This window comes from Photorhabdus sp. RM322S (assembly GCF_042879395.1).
Taxonomy (GTDB): Bacteria; Pseudomonadota; Gammaproteobacteria; order Enterobacterales; family Enterobacteriaceae; genus Photorhabdus; species Photorhabdus khanii.
In genome coordinates this window covers 90526-107123 of the sequence record NZ_JBHFKW010000017.1, presented here as the reverse complement: position 1 = coordinate 107123, position 16598 = coordinate 90526, and the positions used below count along the sequence as shown (strand labels likewise).

Genomic DNA, 16598 nt, shown 5'->3' with positions numbered 1-16598 from the left:
CTTCGTTTTTGCCTGCGCTCAATGCGTGTTTCATTTTTCTGCGAAGTTATGTTTGTGAAACAATGAATAATTGACAGTATATGGAACACCATTTACATGGTAAATAGTCAGACTGTTGACAAACCTTGTTAAAAATAACGGTGTCCGTGTGATGGGTAAAAACTACGATGCAGAGGATGCAGAGGATGTAGGAGAAATCAATCTTCCCGGATATAACTTACTCCTTTGACGGGAGATAGGAGAGGGCAGTGGGCAATGACTGTTTCAGGGAACTGGCGTATTACATTCGAATTTATCGACGGTGATGCGTATATCGTTAACTATGAGGAGCATCACTAATGAAAATGTTCAACCCCCCTCATCCAGGCGAAATTATTGCTGATTCTTTGGAAGAGCTAGGCTTGGGAATTCGTGATCTTGCGCGGGCATTAAATGTTGCTCCGTCTACGGCTCAACGTTTAGTTTCGTGTAAAGTGGCAGTCACGCCAGAAATGGCGGTAAAGTTATCTAAAGTACTTGGTAGCTCTCCACGGTTGTGGTTGAAACTGCAAGAATCTTATAGCCTTGATAAAGCAGAAAAGACGGTTGATATTTCTAAATTGACCCCGTTATTTAAACCCCATTTGTCTCATATCTAATATTTAGACATATATATGAAGGGGTTATTACTTAATCGATGGTAGGTGCGTTCTTTATCGATATCGTTAACGCGATTGTGATTAAACTTTATTTACTGTTGCCAATATTCCCGGCAGTGCAGGGGTAAATTAGAGTACTGCACCAGCTATTTATTTGGTGCAGTATTGTGATTGTGTTCTGCTGTAATTCATAATTCAAATCTTCTACCACCGCTCAATTTTGTTACTAAATGTAATTAAGGCGATAACTATGATGATAGTAAGGGAAATATTTTTGCAGAATCTTTAACTTTATTAAAAGTATTATTTGGCATTTATCGCCAATTTTCGGAGTGTTTTGTCCAGATGTTCTGCCAAAGAATTCCCCTGTACACTAACGAGCATTAAGGATTGTGTGGCTCCTGTTTCCAGAAGAGGAATCGCTACTAGGCCGTGAGCAATTTTCGCTACACTGGCAGGTAGGATTGCTACACCAAGGTTAGCGGAAACAAAGCAAATCATATTGGCAATATTGGGCACTTCAAGAAAGTGTGACAGTGAAAAGCCAGTCTTTTCTGATAATGACTCTATTTGGCGTCGTAAAAAAGTTCCGTGACTGGCTGGTTGTAAAAGCAATCGTTCTTCTTGTAGTTCATGAAGTTTAATTCCTTTTGCAGAGGCTAGAAAGTGCCCCTCAGGTAGTAGCACATAAAGTGGTTCCATTCCTAAATAAAGAATCCTTAACCCTTTAACCGATTCATTACTTAAATCAGCTCTAAGTATTGCTGCATCAAGACGCCTTGAGCGTAAAGCAGTTAAATGTGTAAATGCATTACCCTCGCAGAGTTGCAATTCAAGCTTGGGACGTTCCTTCAGCAAAACAGATAAAGCAGAGGTTAAAACAGATGAAAAGATTGAACTGGCAGAATATCCGACACGCAAGACACCAATTTCTCCAACTTTTGCTTGTTTGGCTCTATTGATACTACGTTGGGCGGCGGCCAAAACATCCAGAGCTTCATCTAAAAAAACTTCACCTGCTTTTGTTAATTGGACACCATGAGTATTGCGGTGAAAAAGTTTCACATTCAAAGACGATTCAAGGGATTTAATACTTTGGCTGAGAGGGGGTTGCGTGATATGCAAGCGTTCCGCTGCACGTCGAAAATTCAAAGTTTCCGCTACAGCGACAAAATAACGTAATTGCTTAAGTTCCAACGCCTAACTCCTTTGATTATTCTGGCTTGAGAGTAAATTTATCTTGTTCTCGGTTTCACCCTTATTCTTACGTTTTGGCTATCACCGTGATTGAATATTAGACTTTCCGATTTTAAATGATCTCATATAGATTGTTCCCATCATTGATTTCATTTTATTCAATAAACTATGCGATTACTTCGACTTATCTCTTCATATTAAAATTATTTGTAATAAGGAGTATTAAAGTGAAAGATCAAGATTGGCATCCAGCGGACATCATCGCAGCATTGAAAAAACGGGGAACATCATTAGCGGCAGTTTCAAGAGAGGCTGGATTAGCATCATCTACTCTTGCTAATACCCTGCAACGCCGCTGGCCCAAAGGTCAGAAACTTATTGCTGCTGCTTTAGAGTGTGATCCCGCCGAGATATGGCCTTCAAGGTACGTAGATAAGTGGTTGTAAATTCTAATGGAGTAATTCATTGTTAAGAATGGAATCCAGAGGTTATTTGTGAATTCTTAAGGCATGTTGATAAGCCTGAGAACCACATAGAAATGCAGGTTGAGGAAGACAGTGCGATCTTTGTGAATAACCATGAATTATTACACTATCGCAGTAGTTTTATAGATCATTAACGACACTTAATGAGAATTTGGATAAAAGTGTAAGTTGTTAACGAGTATCTGGGTTTGCCGGATTGACACAGAGACTTATTTAATCTGTGATTACGTCTTTCAAGTGGTGGATTTTATCATGTTAACTCTAGAGTGGAGCAACTTTAGAGTTCTTTACATTCAAGATTGTGAAATAGGATGAGCAACGATGAAGCTTTTCAACGCTCTGGGGTTTCGTTGGGACCGGTCTGCGGTTCCTCTTATTGTTCCGATTCATTCTATTGAGCGGGTATGTTTCCGTTTTCACCGGATGCTAGCAGAATTCGTTTGGGATGCCAGTGTGCTTGAAGGTAATCCTTTTACTTTCCCAGAAGTGAAGACATTATTGGATGGTGTAACCGTCGGTGGTAGGAAGGTTTCCGACCAGGAACAAGTCCTGAATCTCGCAGAAAGTTCCAAGCGACTGTTATTTATGGTGAAAAAAGGTCAATTTGAGTTGACCAAAGCTACATTTACTGAACTTCATAGCATAGTTGCCCGCAACGAAGCCTTGGAATGGGGGCAGTTCCGTGGAGAAGGGCAAGAGGAGAATTACACTCCAGATGTCAGTTTGGGTGAGTATGGTCGGCATACTCCGTTACCTACTGTACCCGGCGCGCCAGAATTGAACCGTATTTTTCAAGAAGGTGTTGCCTTACTGGATGAGTGTCAGCCTTTCGAAAAGGGGGCCGCATTCTTCCTTTTCGGTGCGCTACAGCAATTCTTCTTTGACGGTAATAAACGTACTTCCCGTTTCATGATGAACGGTATTTTGATGTCAAATGGCATAGATGCTATCAGCGTGCCTGCGGCGAAAATACATGAGTTCAACGAAAAGATGGTGCGCTTCTACCTGAGCAAAGATGCTACTGAGATGATGATATTCCTTGTGGATTGTCACCCAGAAGCAGAGCAAATTCGTATGGTGAATACACGAAATTAGCGATCACAGCGCCTGGCCTGTTTGGGATAAGTTTCCCCTCTCAAACGGCTAAAGCCAACTTATCGATTTCGTTCTTACTTATTGACTAAGATGACCTAAAAAAATACGGCGCGACAGTTTACCCGCGCTATTCGGTTCCGCAATGATTATCAATTAGTCTCCGAGAAACCTCGTCATTCAGGACTAAAGCGTACGGTGAATATGATTAGTTAATCTATTAAGTATTATTTTGTTATTTCAGGCCATTAACCAATGGTTGAGAAAAATATAATAATTCAACCTATCGATTATTCATTTGGAATCTCATCACTCCCGCTTTCTACGAAATAGTTTTGAATGTAAATCCTAAAAAAATAACTCACTTTTTTATAAACAGAAAATATATTACGCCACCCTTAGTGATTTTTATTCTTTGCTTTACATTTAATACTTAGTAGATTAAGTTACATATTCATGTATTAATAAGAGTAGCCATAAAGATGTACATCCCCCCTAAATTCTGTGGTTCAAGCCTCATAATTTTAATTTTTACTCTTTATCGATAAAAATAATCTGAAATCAACTACCAAAAAATCAATTTAGCATTAACCTAAAGTTATCAGCCGATAACTTTTTTCTATTATCTTATTCATAAAAGAATAGTTAGTATTAAATTGCAGTAGAAATTCAGTTTAACCCGCAAGGGATAGATTTTATGGCATAGACTCCCGTGTGGGTAAAAAGGTCAATCCGATATAACCATCATTAGGAGAATAATATGAATCAAAATAACGATTCCTCACCAAACATGGATACCGTAGGTAATCCTATCAAGCAATATTGGCAACCGGACAGAGGTAGTCATTCTGATGATAATACTTCTATCGCCTCTACCAAAGGGGCAACTGCCATGTTATTACCAAATGGCAGAGCGATAGCTTGGGGAAATGACCCTAGTAGTCAAATCCCAACCGATATTGCCCAATTACAAGATATCGTTAGCCTAAGTGCAACAGATGATGCTTTCGCCGCTCTGCGGAAAAACCGTAGTGTGGTCGCCTGGGGAAATGAAAACGAAGGTAATGGTGGTCAAATACCTGATGAAATTGCCCAATTGACGGATATTGTCAGCCTGAAGGCAACAAGCTCTGCTTTCGTAGCCCTGAGGACAAACGGTAGCATAGTTGCCTGGGGAGATGAATTTTATGGCGGTAAAATACCTGATGAAATTGCCCAATTGCAGGATATTACCAGCCTGAGTTCAACAATACACGCATTTACTGCCCTACGGGCAAATCGCAGCGTGGTCGCTTGGGGAATTAAAGATTGGGGTGGTCAGGTCCCGCCAGAAATAGCTAAATTGCAAGATATTGTCAGTATCAGTGCAATAGTTTCTGCTTTCGCAGCCCTACGATCGGACCGCAGTGTCGTCGCCTGGGGGTTCAAGAACTCAGGTACTCAAATCCCACCAGAAATTGCTCAATTGCGGGATATTGTCAGTCTAAGTGCAACAAATTTTGCTTTTGCTGCCCTACGGGCAAATTACAGTGTGGTCGCTTGGGGTAACCCATCTTCGGGTAGCAGTATTCCGCCGGAAATTGCCCAATTACAAGATATTGTCAGTCTGTGTACAACATCGGGGGCTTTTGCAGCCCTACGGGCAAACCGCAGTGTGGTCGTTTGGGGAGGTAATGATATCACAACCCCACCAGAAGTTGCCGCATTGCAGGATATTGTCAGTATAAGTGCAACAGAAACCGCATTTGCAGCTCTGCGGATGGACGGTAGCGTAGTCGCTTGGGGATATGGCGATTATTCAGACAATGATCACGGCAACCAAGGCAATCAAGTCCCACCCGGGATAGCTCGATTACAAGATATCGTTAGCCTAAGTGCATCAAGAAACTCATTCACAGTATTAAGAGCCGATGGTCAGAGAGTGGGCTGGGGCTCGGCTGATGATAATAAATTGCATAATGAATATGACAATTAATTAATCCATTGAGCGAAGGTTTTACGGTACAGACTCCCTGTGAGTAAGGTAAATCCGATATAACCTTATTAGGAGAATAATATGAACCAAAATAACGAGTTCTCACCAAGCAACCTATTCCAGCAATCTGGGATTGGAATACATAGTAACTCTGACAACAAGATCTCCATCACCTCTACTGTCACCGCAACCGCCATGTTATTGCAAAATGGCAGGGTGATCGGCTGGGGGGCAAGCCTTGTACCGCCAGAAATTGCCAAATTACGGGATATCGTCAGCCTGAGTTCAACAGAGCATGCATTCGCTGCCCTGAGGGCAGACTGTAGCGTGGTAGCTTGGATGGGAGATAATTGGCATGATAGGGACTATGGCGGCAAAGTCCCACCAGAAATTGCCACATTACGGGATATTGTCAGCCTGAGCGCAACATATTCTGCATTCGCAGCCCTGCGAGCGGACGGTAGCGTGGTCTCTTGGGGAGATAGGGGCCCTACTGGTAGTGGCTTCTCATCCTTACAGGATATTGTCAGTTTGAGCGCAACATATTATACATTCGCAGCCCTTCGGGCGAACGGTAGCGTGTTCTCTTGGGGAAACACTACAGTCCCGCCAGACATTGCTAAATTAAAGGATATTATCAGCCTGAGTTCAATAGATGGTACTTTCATCGCCCGGCGGGCAAACCTCCGCATAGTCACCTGGGAAAGTGGACCTTCTATACCCCCTGAAATTGCAAGATTGCAAGATATTGTCAGCTTGAGTAAAACAACTGGTGCTTTCGCAGCCCTTCGGGCAGACCGTAGCGTGGTAGCCTGGGGTAATCGGGACAATGGCGGCCAAGTCCCACCAGAAATTGCCACATTACGGGATATTGTCAGACTAGTTAAAATATCTAATGCTTTCGTGGTCTTGCGGGCAGATCGCAGCGTAATCTCCTGGGGGAATAGTTCTGGGGGGAATGTAATTCCACCAGAAATTGCCGCATTAAAAGATATCGTCAGCCTATATTCAACAGGAAGTACGATTATAGCCCTACGGGCAGATCGCAGCATAGTCTCCTGGGGTAATATCAGTGTCCCACCCGAGATTGCTAAATTAAAGGATATTGTTAGCTTGAGTGCAGCATCTTATCTCGGTTTCGCAGCTCTGCGAGCGAATGGTAGTGTAGTTTCTTGGGGACTCAGAGGTTTTAATTTGCAAGTCCCACCTGGAATAGCCCGACTACAAGATATAATCAGCCTAAGTGCATCAAGAAATGCATTCGCAGTCTTACGGGCTAATGGTCAAAGATTAGCTTGGGATTATTGGGATCAGGATATAAATACAGTACACAGTGAATATGATGATTAATCCATTGTCATCATGAATTACTAAAAAACACTAAAACCAAGGCTGAGCCATAATACCTCGGTTCAGCCTATTGTTTATTCAATTTGAAATATTAGCTCTCCCGCTCTCTGTTATTACTAAAACCACTTTTCAAATAAATATTAAAAGACAATGAATTTATGAAATAATTTGGAATGTGAATCCTAAAAAAACTAAAATGGTTCACTTTTTTATAAACAGAATAGAACAGATATCACAGTAAACACTTTGGTGATTTTGATTTTTTGCTTTACAGTTAATACTTAGTAGATTAAGTTACATGCTTACGTATTAATAAAAGTAGCAATAAAGATGTACATCCCCCCTAAATTCTGTGGTTCAAACCTTATAATTTTAATTTTTACTCTTTATCGATAAAAATAATCTGAAATCAACTACCAAAAAATCAATTTAGCATTAACCTAAAGTTATCAGCCGATAACTTTTTTCTATTATATTATTCATCAAATGTTGGGGCTAAACACCTATTCTGTAAACACTGGCAGCGGAAGTTGATAAAGCAACTGATTAATTATAAAGAGGCTGGAAATATCTTTATCAGTGAAGCAGAAAAACAAGCATTAGGGGAGAAAGTAGCAAACCGTTGAATACAAATAGTACAGGAATGGAGATTCCATTCCTGATGATGGTGATTTAATAGGGTCTAACACTCAATTAAATCAGATGACAAACTCTCATTTATTTATCTAAATGAGATATATTAGTGCCGCTATCTTGTACATGATCATCAAAAATAATAATAAAACTGTTCTGCGAAGCAGAATATGATTTTTCAATACCTCGCTGTATTACTGAAAATATAAAACCATGCGTATCGGATAGATCCCACACCTTTACATCTTCAAAATCAAGATCTAAATATTCCTCTCTACCTTCCTCTCCACATTTATTAACCGAAACTTTAACCGGTTCAGTTGAGAGATTTTTAACATAAATCATAAATCCTCCACTATATCAATAATGAATATTTGCATTTAATTCAATGGAATACGAAAAAAAATTAAATTAAAAAAACTAGTGCGATAATAAAGTTTTTTAGACAGATGGTATCGAATATAAAGAATCTATCCGGCCGCCGTTATTGTAAACCCCGTTATCAGAAATAATCACGTAGCCATTTGATCTTATTGAATATAAAAATGTAACACTATCTTTGTGTGCTACTGCCATTAAAAAACCGCGCCCATCTGATCTATCCCATTGAGCCACCTCTCCTGTATTAATTTCAATATATTCGTCATTACCTTCTTCACTACTCCATTTACTAATTGCAACTTTAACCACTTTCTCTGAAAGATTTTTGACATAAATCATATTAAACTCTCCATTATATCAACGTAGATTTATTTAGCTCTAATTTAAAAACACCCTAATATGTACCATAATGAAATATAAGTATAGATAAAAAAACCAACAAAACTACTATTATTTGCGTGACCTCCATCAAGGTTTTATACTTCGAAAAGAAAATATTTAAAATTACATTCATTGAGTTAATAGAAACATTTACTATTTAAACTTAGTAATTCAATATTGCATTGATGTAAAGATAATAATTTTCATTAATATATTAATGAAAATTTCCTATCGTAGATTTATATCTATCCCCGTTTTAACCTTCGAGCATAACGTTGCGCTAATATCGCACACACCATCAACTGAATTTGATAAAAAGTTGCTTATTATGTGAATCTACCAACCATTTATATTTTCTGGGGATGTTTTTTAACGCTGGTGTTAATTTAGGAATAATTGTAATTATATTTTGTATTCCTTTGGAAATAATACATTGCCAATTAAACGGAATAATTAAAAGAAAGCTCTGTAGCAGAGCATCTTAATTATGGGATAAAACCAGATATCCGTATTTTTGGCAGTGTTGAGAAGCGAAAAGCCCGCTCTGACATGTTCTCAATCACGCATTACTATAATGTGTCCGTTCCGGTAACCAGCGTTCAATCAGGGCACGAGCATGTTCTGGATAGTGTTGGTGAATATGTCGGGCAATGCGCTGAACTTCCGGCAACATTCCCTGATCTCGCAACAAATCAGCAACCTCAAATTCGGCATTCCCCGTTTGGCGCGTTCCTAATAGCTCCCCGGGACCACGAATTTCCAGATCTTTCTGCGCGATAACAAAACCATCATTGCTATCTCTTAACACTTGCAGACGTATTCTGGCGGTACTGCTTAAGGGAGTTTTGTAAAGTAAAACACAATGAGAAGCGATAGCCCCACGGCCAACTCGTCCACGTAATTGATGAAGTTGCGCCAATCCAAGTCGTTCTGGATTATCAATAACCATCAAACTGGCATTCGGCACATCCACACCAACTTCGATAACCGTCGTGGCAACCAGAAGCTGTAGCTCTCCACGTTTGAAAGCCTCCATCACTTCCAGCTTTTCTGCGGCTTTCATTCGGCCATGTACCAACCCAACTTTTAATTCCGGTAAAGCAAGAGTGAGCTCTTCACTGGTGACTTGCGCAGCCTGAGCTTCCAGCACATCAGAATCTTCAATCAGCGTACAGACCCAATAGGCTTGTCTGTTTTCATCAAGACAGGCATTTCTGATCCGTTTGATCACCTCTTCACGGCGTGTATCCGGGATAGCAACCGTTGTGACCGGCGTTCTCCCCGGTGGCAGCTCATCAATAATAGAAGTATCGAGATCGGCATAAGCAGTCATCGCTAAGGTTCGGGGGATAGGTGTTGCGGTCATAATCAATTGATGTGGATGAAAACCCTGCTCACGCCCTTTTTCCCACAAAGCCAGACGTTGATGCACACCAAACCGATGTTGCTCATCAATAATCACCAGTGCCAGACCGGAAAACTTCACCTGTTCCTGAAACATGGCATGCGTACCAACAATCATGGCGACCTGCCCGCTGGCAATGGCTTCTTGTTGTTTCTGACGTGCTTTCCCCTTTTGCTTACCCGCCAGCCAGCCGATCTGAATACCCAAAGGTTCCAGCCATTGCCGGAATGTATTTGCATGCTGCTCTGCCAGCAATTCAGTCGGTGCCATTAGGGCAACCTGTTTGCCATGCGCAATGACCCGCAACGCAGCCAGCGCGGCAACCAGCGTTTTTCCCGAACCAACATCTCCCTGAATTAATCGCATCATCGGAACATCTTTTGCCAGATCTTGCTCAATTTCCGCTACAACCCGTTGCTGCGCGTTAGTTGGCGTAAATGGCAGACGATTAAAGAATTGCTGTTTTAACTCGTTTTCAGCCGGTAGCGACTGAGCGTGATGGCGTTGTGCGCCAGCTCTGACTTCTAACATACTCAAATGGTGAGCGAGAAGTTCTTCCAGAATGAGACGGCGATGCGCCGGATGTTTACCTGTTTCCAACTCTGCCAGCGCAATATCTGGTGGTGGGCGGTGCAGAGTATGCAAGGCTTGTGGCAGGCTGATCATGGAACGGCTTAGCTCTTCCGGCAGGAGTTCGTTAATCGCACAGGTATCAAGCAATGCCAGTGCCTGCTCAATCAGTTTACGCAGCGTCGCCTGACGAACACCTTCTGTTGTCGGGTAAATAGGGGTTAATGTCTCTTGGAGATGCACATTCCCGGCATAATTCTGAATCTTATACTCAGGATGGATAATTTCCGCGCCATGAATACCTTTTTTGATTTCACCGTAAGCAACAACCTGTTTCCCTTTTGCCAGATTGCTTTTCATTGCGGCGGTGAAGTTAAAAAAACGCAGTGTGAGCACACCGGTACCATCACTAATTTGGCAGGTCATCATCCGGCGGCGGCCAAAAATAACATTGGTATGGAGGATTTCGCCGGTGACTGTGGCATGGATACCCGGTAAAAGATCATTAATCGTATAAAGGCGGGTTTGGTCTTCATAACGAAGAGGGAAGTGCAGCAGCAGATCCTGCAAACTAATCAGCCCCATTTTTGCCAGTTTAGCTGCCTGACTTGCCCCGACGCCATGCAGGGAAGTCAAAGGGATGGCATCAAGCAGTTGGCCTTTCATACGATTTTTTTCTCCATTGATTGTGTGGCAGTCCATCATGTTTTACCGGGCAGGATCGGGCATGGTTTATCACCCATAATAATACAGACGGGTTTAACGTAATCAACGTAATCTTCCCCCTAATAACGGGTTGAAAATTATACTGATACACCGCGCTAACCTCCTGTAACAGTCAAGATCACATACTCTTATATATCAACTAAATTCAACAGCGTGATCTCATAGTGATAAAAAAATAATCAAAAAAAGGTGTTTAAATTCTACCTCTCATCTGTATAACCCTCTGTAGCCCCAGTGAACAACATGCCATTTGGGCAAATTAATGGTGTGTATTTTATCCCCGGGTTTTGTCTGTTCTTGGTTTGTGTCTCGGAATTGAGGGCGGGTTTGTCAGGGGATAATAGCTGGGTTGTGCTATCAATATATTTGGGAGAAATAATCATGGGCCAAAGAAAATATCTGACGCAGTCAGAAGTGGAAAGCCTGTTGGAAATGGCGAAAGTCGGCGCTAATCCAGAGCGGAACTACTGTTTGGTGTACATGAGTTTTATCCACGGCTTTCGCGTCAGCGAAGCCAGACATCTACGGTTATCTGATATGGAATTGAAAGAGCGATGCCTGTATATCCGGCGGCTAAAAGGAGGATTTTGCACTAACCATCCTCTGTTGCTCCGTGAAGTTCGGGCGATTAAGGCATGGCTCAAAGTGCGCAAAACTTTCTTGGGGGCAGAGAGTGATTGGTTGTTCTTGTCACGTTCTGGGAAGCCGCTTACGCGTCAGCGGATTTACCAGATTATTAGTCGATTAGGGCAATTGGCGAATATTGCTGTCGTTTCGCATCCGCATATGTTGCGCCATGCCTGTGGTTTTGCCCTTGCAGACCGGGGAGTGGATACCCGGCTGATACAAGATTACCTTGGACATAAAAACATTCGTCACACTGTGCGTTATACAGCGAGTAATGCTGAACGTTTTCAAGGAGTTTGGGATGTGAAAGGTAAGCGTTGATCGTTACATTTAGGACCATTTTGACAATCAAGATAGACTTGCCATAGAACTATACTGAAAATTTTCTAATAAAAAAAGATACAGAATTGTATATCTTTGTAAAGCATTATGTATCTACCTCGGCCGAACAAAAATAACTCAATTTGTCTACTTTTAACACACGAAACTCCCAATCTCTCAGGCCCCTTGCTTGAAATTGTTGATCTTATTTTTCGGACTCAACAATAAAATATCCTTAAATTTTGATGATTGTCGTTAAGTTGTTTCGGTAATGCTGTATTTTCATCCTAAAATACCAAAGTTTATCTCAATTGTCAAAATGGTCCTAAGTGACAAATTTATGTACAGCTAAGTGTTGCTGTTTATCAGCAAATAGTATGTAAAGTTAAGTCTGATTTTTGATCTATAGTTAAGCGAGATTAATGAAATGAGAAAGATATTAAAGATAAGCGTCGTGGCGGCGTTGGTTTTAGGGGTAGTTTCGTCTGCTTCGGCAGAGGGGCAGGTGAAGAAGAATACCGAGGTAACGATTACAGGTTCGGTCGTGGCTGCGACGTGTGATGTAACTAGCCCCAATGCAAACGGGAAAGTGGATTTGGGGAACGCTTCGGCAGGTGCATTTGAAGCTGGCACTTTTAACGATCAAACAAGCATCGCATCGTATGTTGGTACGGCTCCTAGATTAATTACTGTCTCTCTTATTAACTGTGATGATCAGAATACTGATGCAAACAAAATTCAACTGCGGGTATCAGGAAAAACATTGGATGGATCGAATAACACCATCTTTAATGACAGTGAAAAAGGTAAGAATGTAGGTGCAATACTAACTTATGAGAATGGCACTAAAAAGGAAGTTGTCCCAAACAATGGCTATGTCCCTCTGAAAGGCGATACTGCGGCTGGTACAGGTGCCAAAGGTAAAGACTTTGATGGTTATTCTGTAACATTCTCTGCGTATATGGCATCAACAGTCCTTAAGCCAGGATCAGGTCAGGCTATTAACGCACCTATTACCTTCTCCTATGCATATAACTAAGTTTATGTTGTTTCAGCCTGAGGGATGCTTCCTCAGGCTCTTTCGATAAAGAATCTTAGATGATTGATGATGCCTTTTATTAGGCAACTACTGGCTGGTTGAGCCAAGATATGAGAAACAAAAGATGATCAGTAAACTCCGACTTCCTAACATCATAGTAAAAAGTCTTGTATTTGCCGCGTTTTTGTTCGCGTCACAGAGTCAGGCTGAAGGCGGATTTGGCATCAATGCTACACGCATTATTTTTTTACAGGATAAAGCTGAAGCAACAGTCTCGGTGCGTAATACGACAATTAATATCCCTTACTTGGTGACGGCTAAAATCAGCTCCACCGTTGATGGTAAGGGTAAAACACCATTTTATGTCTCGCCTCCTTTATTCCGTCTGGACCCTCAAGGGACCAATACGTTGCGCATCCTGGGTGATACCCGCCAGTTGCAGACTGACCGGGAGAGTGTCTTTTATTTTAATGCTTCTGCCATTCCCGGTAGTAATGCTCCGGGCCAGCGCTTTGAAAGCGCTAAGATTTCGGGTGGGCTGGTCTATGCCATCGGCAATACCATCAAATTATTTTATCGGCCAACGGGATTGGTGGGTACACCAGCGCTGGCATACAAAGCGCTGCGCTTTACCCATGCTCCCGGGGGCGTTCAAGTCAGCAACAATTCGCCTTATCACATCAGTTTTACGCAGATCAAAGTTGATGGGATTCCCGTGACGTTTTCCGCGAATCATCCACAAATGCTGGCACCTTTCAGTACCCACGTTTATCCCGCTCAGAATAGTCAGAATAAAAAGAAAGTGGAATGGGCGGTGATCAACGATCTCGGTGGAGGAGATAACTTCAATGGCACAATCCAATAAAACCGGTATCTCAATGGTCCTGTATGTACGCAGGTACCTGAGTTACATCGGTATGGCGGGGGTTTTGTGGCTTTTTTCTGGTCCTTTGTGGGCGAAGAATTCTGTCAATGCCAAGTTTAAGGCCACAATTACCCAAGGGACGTGTGATATCTCTGTGAGCGACAGTAATATCGAACTAGGTACAGTGCAATTTAAAGACATAGTATCAGGCAAAATCAACAAGGAAGCCCATCTGATGCTGGAAAATTGCACTGCGGTGGTCAATAAAGACAGTATTACTCCCACGATTACCGTTACTGGCGATCACGTTGATACGGATGAAACACTGTTTCGTAATCGTGATAAAGAAAACATAGCGGCAATGGGCGTTACTGTGCAATTGAAGACGCTCAATGGTGGGGAGTGGTCCCCGGATTTGAAGAACGGTGCCCCATTTCACTTGGCTAATAAAGGCACAATCATAAATGACCGTGCTCCTTCTGTTTCTGTGCCGGTCAAGTTTTCACTGATGTGTGTTCAAGTCGCCGGTAAACCGGTAGCTGATTGCAAAAAGACAGGCAAAATCAGCGCAACGATGACATTCACGTTTGATTATCGCTGATGTTATCGGGCATTGCAGTGCGATATCCGTTAACAGAAGAGTCATAGAATTAATTTGAGGCAAGTACGATGTTTGGGACAGTGACAGGACAAGAAAAAAATAGGCTGAATGATCGGTTGGCCTGTCTGACCAAGGGCAGATATGCGGTAATGCGCTACTTTTGCTGTTCTATATTGGTTCTATTGTTTCTGGCGGGCAGTGGGGCGGCTGAGGGACATTATCCCACAGACACGAGTGGAGTGAATCTGGAGCTTAATGCTTGGGTTATTCCAGAGCCTTGTGATATGGAGATAAGCGGCGGAGGTACGCTGGATTTTGGTTCGTTGTCGGCAGCGAGCTTTGCAAAGCCAGGGGATATATTAAGCCCTCATAAGCTTCAATTGAAGTTGACTAATTGTGGCTATCCGAATCCCGATGCTGAGAATAATCCCGATATAGCGGTGGAAGGTACTACCATCAACAGCGAACACAACATGTTCCGTGATTCTGATGGTTCTGATAGTTCTGAGGGATTTGGATTTGTTCTCATGTATTCAGCCTTGTCGGGTGGTGGTGGAGACGAGATTGATTGGGATAACTTAATATCCACTAAAAAGTCTACATCGCTAGACGATCTTGAGATTGAAATTGAAGACCAGCAGGCGGAAGTTCCTATAGTGGTAGCGATCGCTAGGAAGCGGCAGGGTGATGGTGATGTTATTCGACCTGGTCAATTACATGCGAGTGTCACTTTTACATTTACCTATCGGTGAGGGTGAAGGCGATTTGTCATGGAGGATACAAAGTGGGAAACGAGTGATAAGAGGAGTTGGATGAAAATGAATAATAAAAAACTTATGAACAGTTGTTTCATAGGATATCGCAATGGGACAAAGTATTTGTTACTCGCCATGATGATGGTCGGGTTGAGTGTCAATCTGGTTCTGCCGGTGCAAGCTGTCCCTCAACCTCAAGACAAAACTGCTCATTTTGCATTGGACGGTTTTGTGTTGTCCCCAACTTGTATGCTGTCAGTGAATGGCATGTCCGGTGGCAGATATTCTATAAACTACGAAAAACCTTACAAGGCCAGTCAGCTCAAGGATGGTATATCTCTGGAAGAAACGAGAAGAACGTTAAAATTCACTCTGTCGGGTTGTAATTCGGTTGTTAAAGAGGACGGTTCTCAAATTAGAAAGCAACCGACTCTGTTCGTATGGGGTGGTAAGGACACTGATAGTAACAATCCTTACCTTTTCTGGGATGAAATTTCTAGCGCTAAGTGGGTGGGATTTTTGCTGAAAAAAGAGGGGGGAGTTAACCCGGGATTAGTAGAGGTGAAGTCTGTAGAGGACCCGGTACGCTTCAACTTTGAACCAAACCTTGCTAAGAACGATGGTCAATCCATGACATTTTCGGTGGTTATGGCCGGTGATAAAGGACATAGAATGATCGGAGGATCACTAACTGCCTCTATCCATTTTGAGTTTGAGTATTCGTGATAACTAAATTCAGGTACGCCTGATAAATGTTGCCAGAAGTGAAGTGGAAAGTATGGATATAAAAACGGTGAATATAAAAGCGTGGATAATGGGATTATTGGGGTTATGGGCAATGATGGCGTTACCCGCTCATGCCGGTCTGATGCTAGGACAGACACGGCTGGTTTATCATCAAAGTAACAAAGTACAAAGTATCTCGTTGCAGAATTCGGGTGATGGAGCGTATCTGATACAAGCGGCAGTGACCTCATGGGATGATACCAAGACTCGGTCATCGGCGTTTACTGTGCTGCCCCCCTTATTTCGTTTAGAGGGTAACAGTACGAATGTGATGCGTGTTATCCGTACCGGTGGTGATTTCCCGGCGGATCGTGAGTCACTGTTTCGTCTTCGCATCAATGCGATTCCTGCGGGGGTAGCTCCCCGTGAGCCTGATGGGCAACAGGATAAGGTTGATGCATCCTTGTCTATCTCGCTAGGTATGAACATTAAATTTATTTACCGGCCAGATAATCTACCGATGACACCGGAACAGGCGTATTCCCGGCTGACGTTTACGCGAACCAGCAATACCGTCGTGGTGGTTAATCCGACGCCGTATTACCAAACGTTTTCCTGGCTGAACCTGGCTGGTGAAAGCATAAACTTGAATAAAGCGCCATCCATGTTAGCGCCTTTTGGTCAGGTGACTTATTCCCTGACAGGCTTGGCAGGTAAAACGGCTGGTAAGGTGACGTGGGCGGTGATGACCGATTTCGGGGGAGAAAGTAAGCCGCAGAACGGTGTATTGCAGAGCCACTAAGCAATGTTTTGGACCGAGTAATATTTTTG

Annotated in this window: 16 protein-coding genes and 1 pseudogene; 13 read left to right on the top strand and 4 right to left on the bottom strand. The window is 42.5% G+C overall.

All coding sequences use genetic code 11. From position 1 onward, the window contains the following. Positions 1-196: 196 nt before the first annotated feature. Positions 197-339, top strand: a pseudogene (locus tag ACGF63_RS12215) (type II toxin-antitoxin system RelE/ParE family toxin); the annotation flags it as partial. Continuing rightward, positions 339-638 (top strand): HigA family addiction module antitoxin, encoded by a 300-nt coding sequence (locus ACGF63_RS12210; protein WP_036846228.1) that lies wholly within the window; start codon positions 339-341, stop codon positions 636-638. The pseudogene ACGF63_RS12215 and the gene ACGF63_RS12210, both read left to right, overlap by 1 nt. Positions 639-941: 303 nt before the next feature. Here the strand turns inward: ACGF63_RS12210 and ACGF63_RS12205 are convergent, their stop codons facing one another. Then, entirely contained in the window at positions 942-1835 is an 894-nt protein-coding gene (locus ACGF63_RS12205; RefSeq protein WP_036846226.1) for a LysR substrate-binding domain-containing protein, read from the bottom strand. 227 nt (positions 1836-2062) lie between these two features. On the opposite strand from ACGF63_RS12205, the gene xreR2 reads away from it, so the two are divergent. The 4 genes from xreR2 to ACGF63_RS12185 all read left to right on the top strand — a co-directional run bounded on the left by xreR2 (position 2063) and on the right by ACGF63_RS12185 (position 6737). Then, positions 2063-2281 carry a cell morphology transcriptional regulator XreR2 gene (gene xreR2 / locus ACGF63_RS12200; RefSeq protein WP_036846223.1) on the top strand — a complete coding sequence of 73 codons (219 nt, stop codon included), beginning with the start codon at positions 2063-2065 and terminating at the stop codon, positions 2279-2281. A gap of 360 nt (positions 2282-2641) precedes the next feature. Beyond that, positions 2642-3415: a Fic family protein gene (locus tag ACGF63_RS12195; protein ID WP_036846220.1), complete on the top strand. Its 774-nt coding sequence runs from the start codon at positions 2642-2644 to the stop codon at positions 3413-3415. A gap of 757 nt (positions 3416-4172) precedes the next feature. Next, a complete protein-coding gene (locus ACGF63_RS12190; protein ID WP_387631074.1) occupies positions 4173-5387 on the top strand; it encodes a hypothetical protein in 1215 nt (404 codons plus the stop codon). A gap of 81 nt (positions 5388-5468) precedes the next feature. Beyond that, positions 5469-6737, top strand: a complete 1269-nt coding sequence (locus ACGF63_RS12185; RefSeq protein ID WP_387631071.1) for an RCC1 domain-containing protein — start codon at positions 5469-5471, stop codon at positions 6735-6737. Positions 6738-7454: 717 nt separating this feature from the next. Here the strand turns inward: ACGF63_RS12185 and ACGF63_RS12180 are convergent. From ACGF63_RS12180 to recG, 3 genes are all read right to left on the bottom strand, one after another. After that, positions 7455-7715, bottom strand: coding sequence for a hypothetical protein (locus ACGF63_RS12180; protein WP_387631068.1), 261 nt, complete (start codon positions 7713-7715; stop codon positions 7455-7457). A 96-nt stretch (positions 7716-7811) separates the two neighbouring features. Beyond that, a complete protein-coding gene (locus ACGF63_RS12175) occupies positions 7812-8090 on the bottom strand; it encodes a hypothetical protein (protein WP_036846208.1) in 279 nt (92 codons plus the stop codon). Positions 8091-8691: 601 nt separating this feature from the next. Beyond that, a complete protein-coding gene (gene recG, locus ACGF63_RS12170) occupies positions 8692-10773 on the bottom strand; it encodes an ATP-dependent DNA helicase RecG (protein ID WP_036846578.1) in 2082 nt (693 codons plus the stop codon). A 441-nt stretch (positions 10774-11214) separates the two neighbouring features. Between recG and ACGF63_RS12165 the strand changes: the two genes are divergently transcribed. The 7 genes from ACGF63_RS12165 to ACGF63_RS12135 all read left to right on the top strand — a co-directional run bounded on the left by ACGF63_RS12165 (position 11215) and on the right by ACGF63_RS12135 (position 16569). Continuing rightward, the gene (locus tag ACGF63_RS12165; protein ID WP_118985213.1) at positions 11215-11781 is read left to right on the top strand and encodes a tyrosine-type DNA invertase; all 567 of its coding nucleotides are present in this window, start codon (positions 11215-11217) and stop codon (positions 11779-11781) included. Positions 11782-12208: 427 nt separating this feature from the next. Further along, positions 12209-12820 (top strand): fimbrial protein, encoded by a 612-nt coding sequence (locus ACGF63_RS12160; RefSeq protein WP_152963286.1) that lies wholly within the window; start codon positions 12209-12211, stop codon positions 12818-12820. 124 nt (positions 12821-12944) lie between these two features. Next, positions 12945-13685, top strand: a complete 741-nt coding sequence (locus ACGF63_RS12155) for a molecular chaperone (RefSeq protein WP_152963287.1) — start codon at positions 12945-12947, stop codon at positions 13683-13685. Next, positions 13669-14286, top strand: coding sequence for a fimbrial protein (locus tag ACGF63_RS12150; RefSeq protein ID WP_387631063.1), 618 nt, complete (start codon positions 13669-13671; stop codon positions 14284-14286). Before ACGF63_RS12155 ends, ACGF63_RS12150 begins: the two co-directional genes overlap by 17 nt. A gap of 68 nt (positions 14287-14354) precedes the next feature. After that, positions 14355-15038 carry a fimbrial protein gene (locus tag ACGF63_RS12145; protein ID WP_387631060.1) on the top strand — a complete coding sequence of 228 codons (684 nt, stop codon included), beginning with the start codon at positions 14355-14357 and terminating at the stop codon, positions 15036-15038. 66 nt (positions 15039-15104) lie between these two features. Beyond that, positions 15105-15767, top strand: a complete 663-nt coding sequence (locus tag ACGF63_RS12140) for a hypothetical protein (RefSeq protein WP_387631057.1) — start codon at positions 15105-15107, stop codon at positions 15765-15767. A gap of 52 nt (positions 15768-15819) precedes the next feature. Beyond that, positions 15820-16569, top strand: coding sequence for a molecular chaperone (locus tag ACGF63_RS12135; RefSeq protein WP_387631054.1), 750 nt, complete (start codon positions 15820-15822; stop codon positions 16567-16569). Positions 16570-16598 lie beyond the last annotated feature (29 nt).

What these genes read in the sequence shown, in the direction of transcription:
- ACGF63_RS12145 (WP_387631060.1), top strand. Translation starts at nt 14,355, where the DNA reads ATGTTTGGGACAGTGACAGGACAAGAAAAAAATAGGCTGAATGATCGG.
- ACGF63_RS12195 (WP_036846220.1), top strand. Translation starts at nt 2,642, where the DNA reads ATGAAGCTTTTCAACGCTCTGGGGTTTCGTTGGGACCGGTCTGCGGTT.
- ACGF63_RS12175 (WP_036846208.1), bottom strand. Translation starts at nt 8,090, where the DNA reads ATGATTTATGTCAAAAATCTTTCAGAGAAAGTGGTTAAAGTTGCAATT.
- ACGF63_RS12165 (WP_118985213.1), top strand. Translation starts at nt 11,215, where the DNA reads ATGGGCCAAAGAAAATATCTGACGCAGTCAGAAGTGGAAAGCCTGTTG.
- ACGF63_RS12210 (WP_036846228.1), top strand. Translation starts at nt 339, where the DNA reads ATGAAAATGTTCAACCCCCCTCATCCAGGCGAAATTATTGCTGATTCT.
- ACGF63_RS12190 (WP_387631074.1), top strand. Translation starts at nt 4,173, where the DNA reads ATGAATCAAAATAACGATTCCTCACCAAACATGGATACCGTAGGTAAT.
- ACGF63_RS12155 (WP_152963287.1), top strand. Translation starts at nt 12,945, where the DNA reads ATGATCAGTAAACTCCGACTTCCTAACATCATAGTAAAAAGTCTTGTA.
- recG (WP_036846578.1), bottom strand. Translation starts at nt 10,773, where the DNA reads ATGAAAGGCCAACTGCTTGATGCCATCCCTTTGACTTCCCTGCATGGC.
- ACGF63_RS12140 (WP_387631057.1), top strand. Translation starts at nt 15,105, where the DNA reads ATGAATAATAAAAAACTTATGAACAGTTGTTTCATAGGATATCGCAAT.
- ACGF63_RS12135 (WP_387631054.1), top strand. Translation starts at nt 15,820, where the DNA reads ATGGATATAAAAACGGTGAATATAAAAGCGTGGATAATGGGATTATTG.
- ACGF63_RS12180 (WP_387631068.1), bottom strand. Translation starts at nt 7,715, where the DNA reads ATGATTTATGTTAAAAATCTCTCAACTGAACCGGTTAAAGTTTCGGTT.
- ACGF63_RS12150 (WP_387631063.1), top strand. Translation starts at nt 13,669, where the DNA reads ATGGCACAATCCAATAAAACCGGTATCTCAATGGTCCTGTATGTACGC.
- ACGF63_RS12185 (WP_387631071.1), top strand. Translation starts at nt 5,469, where the DNA reads ATGAACCAAAATAACGAGTTCTCACCAAGCAACCTATTCCAGCAATCT.
- ACGF63_RS12160 (WP_152963286.1), top strand. Translation starts at nt 12,209, where the DNA reads ATGAGAAAGATATTAAAGATAAGCGTCGTGGCGGCGTTGGTTTTAGGG.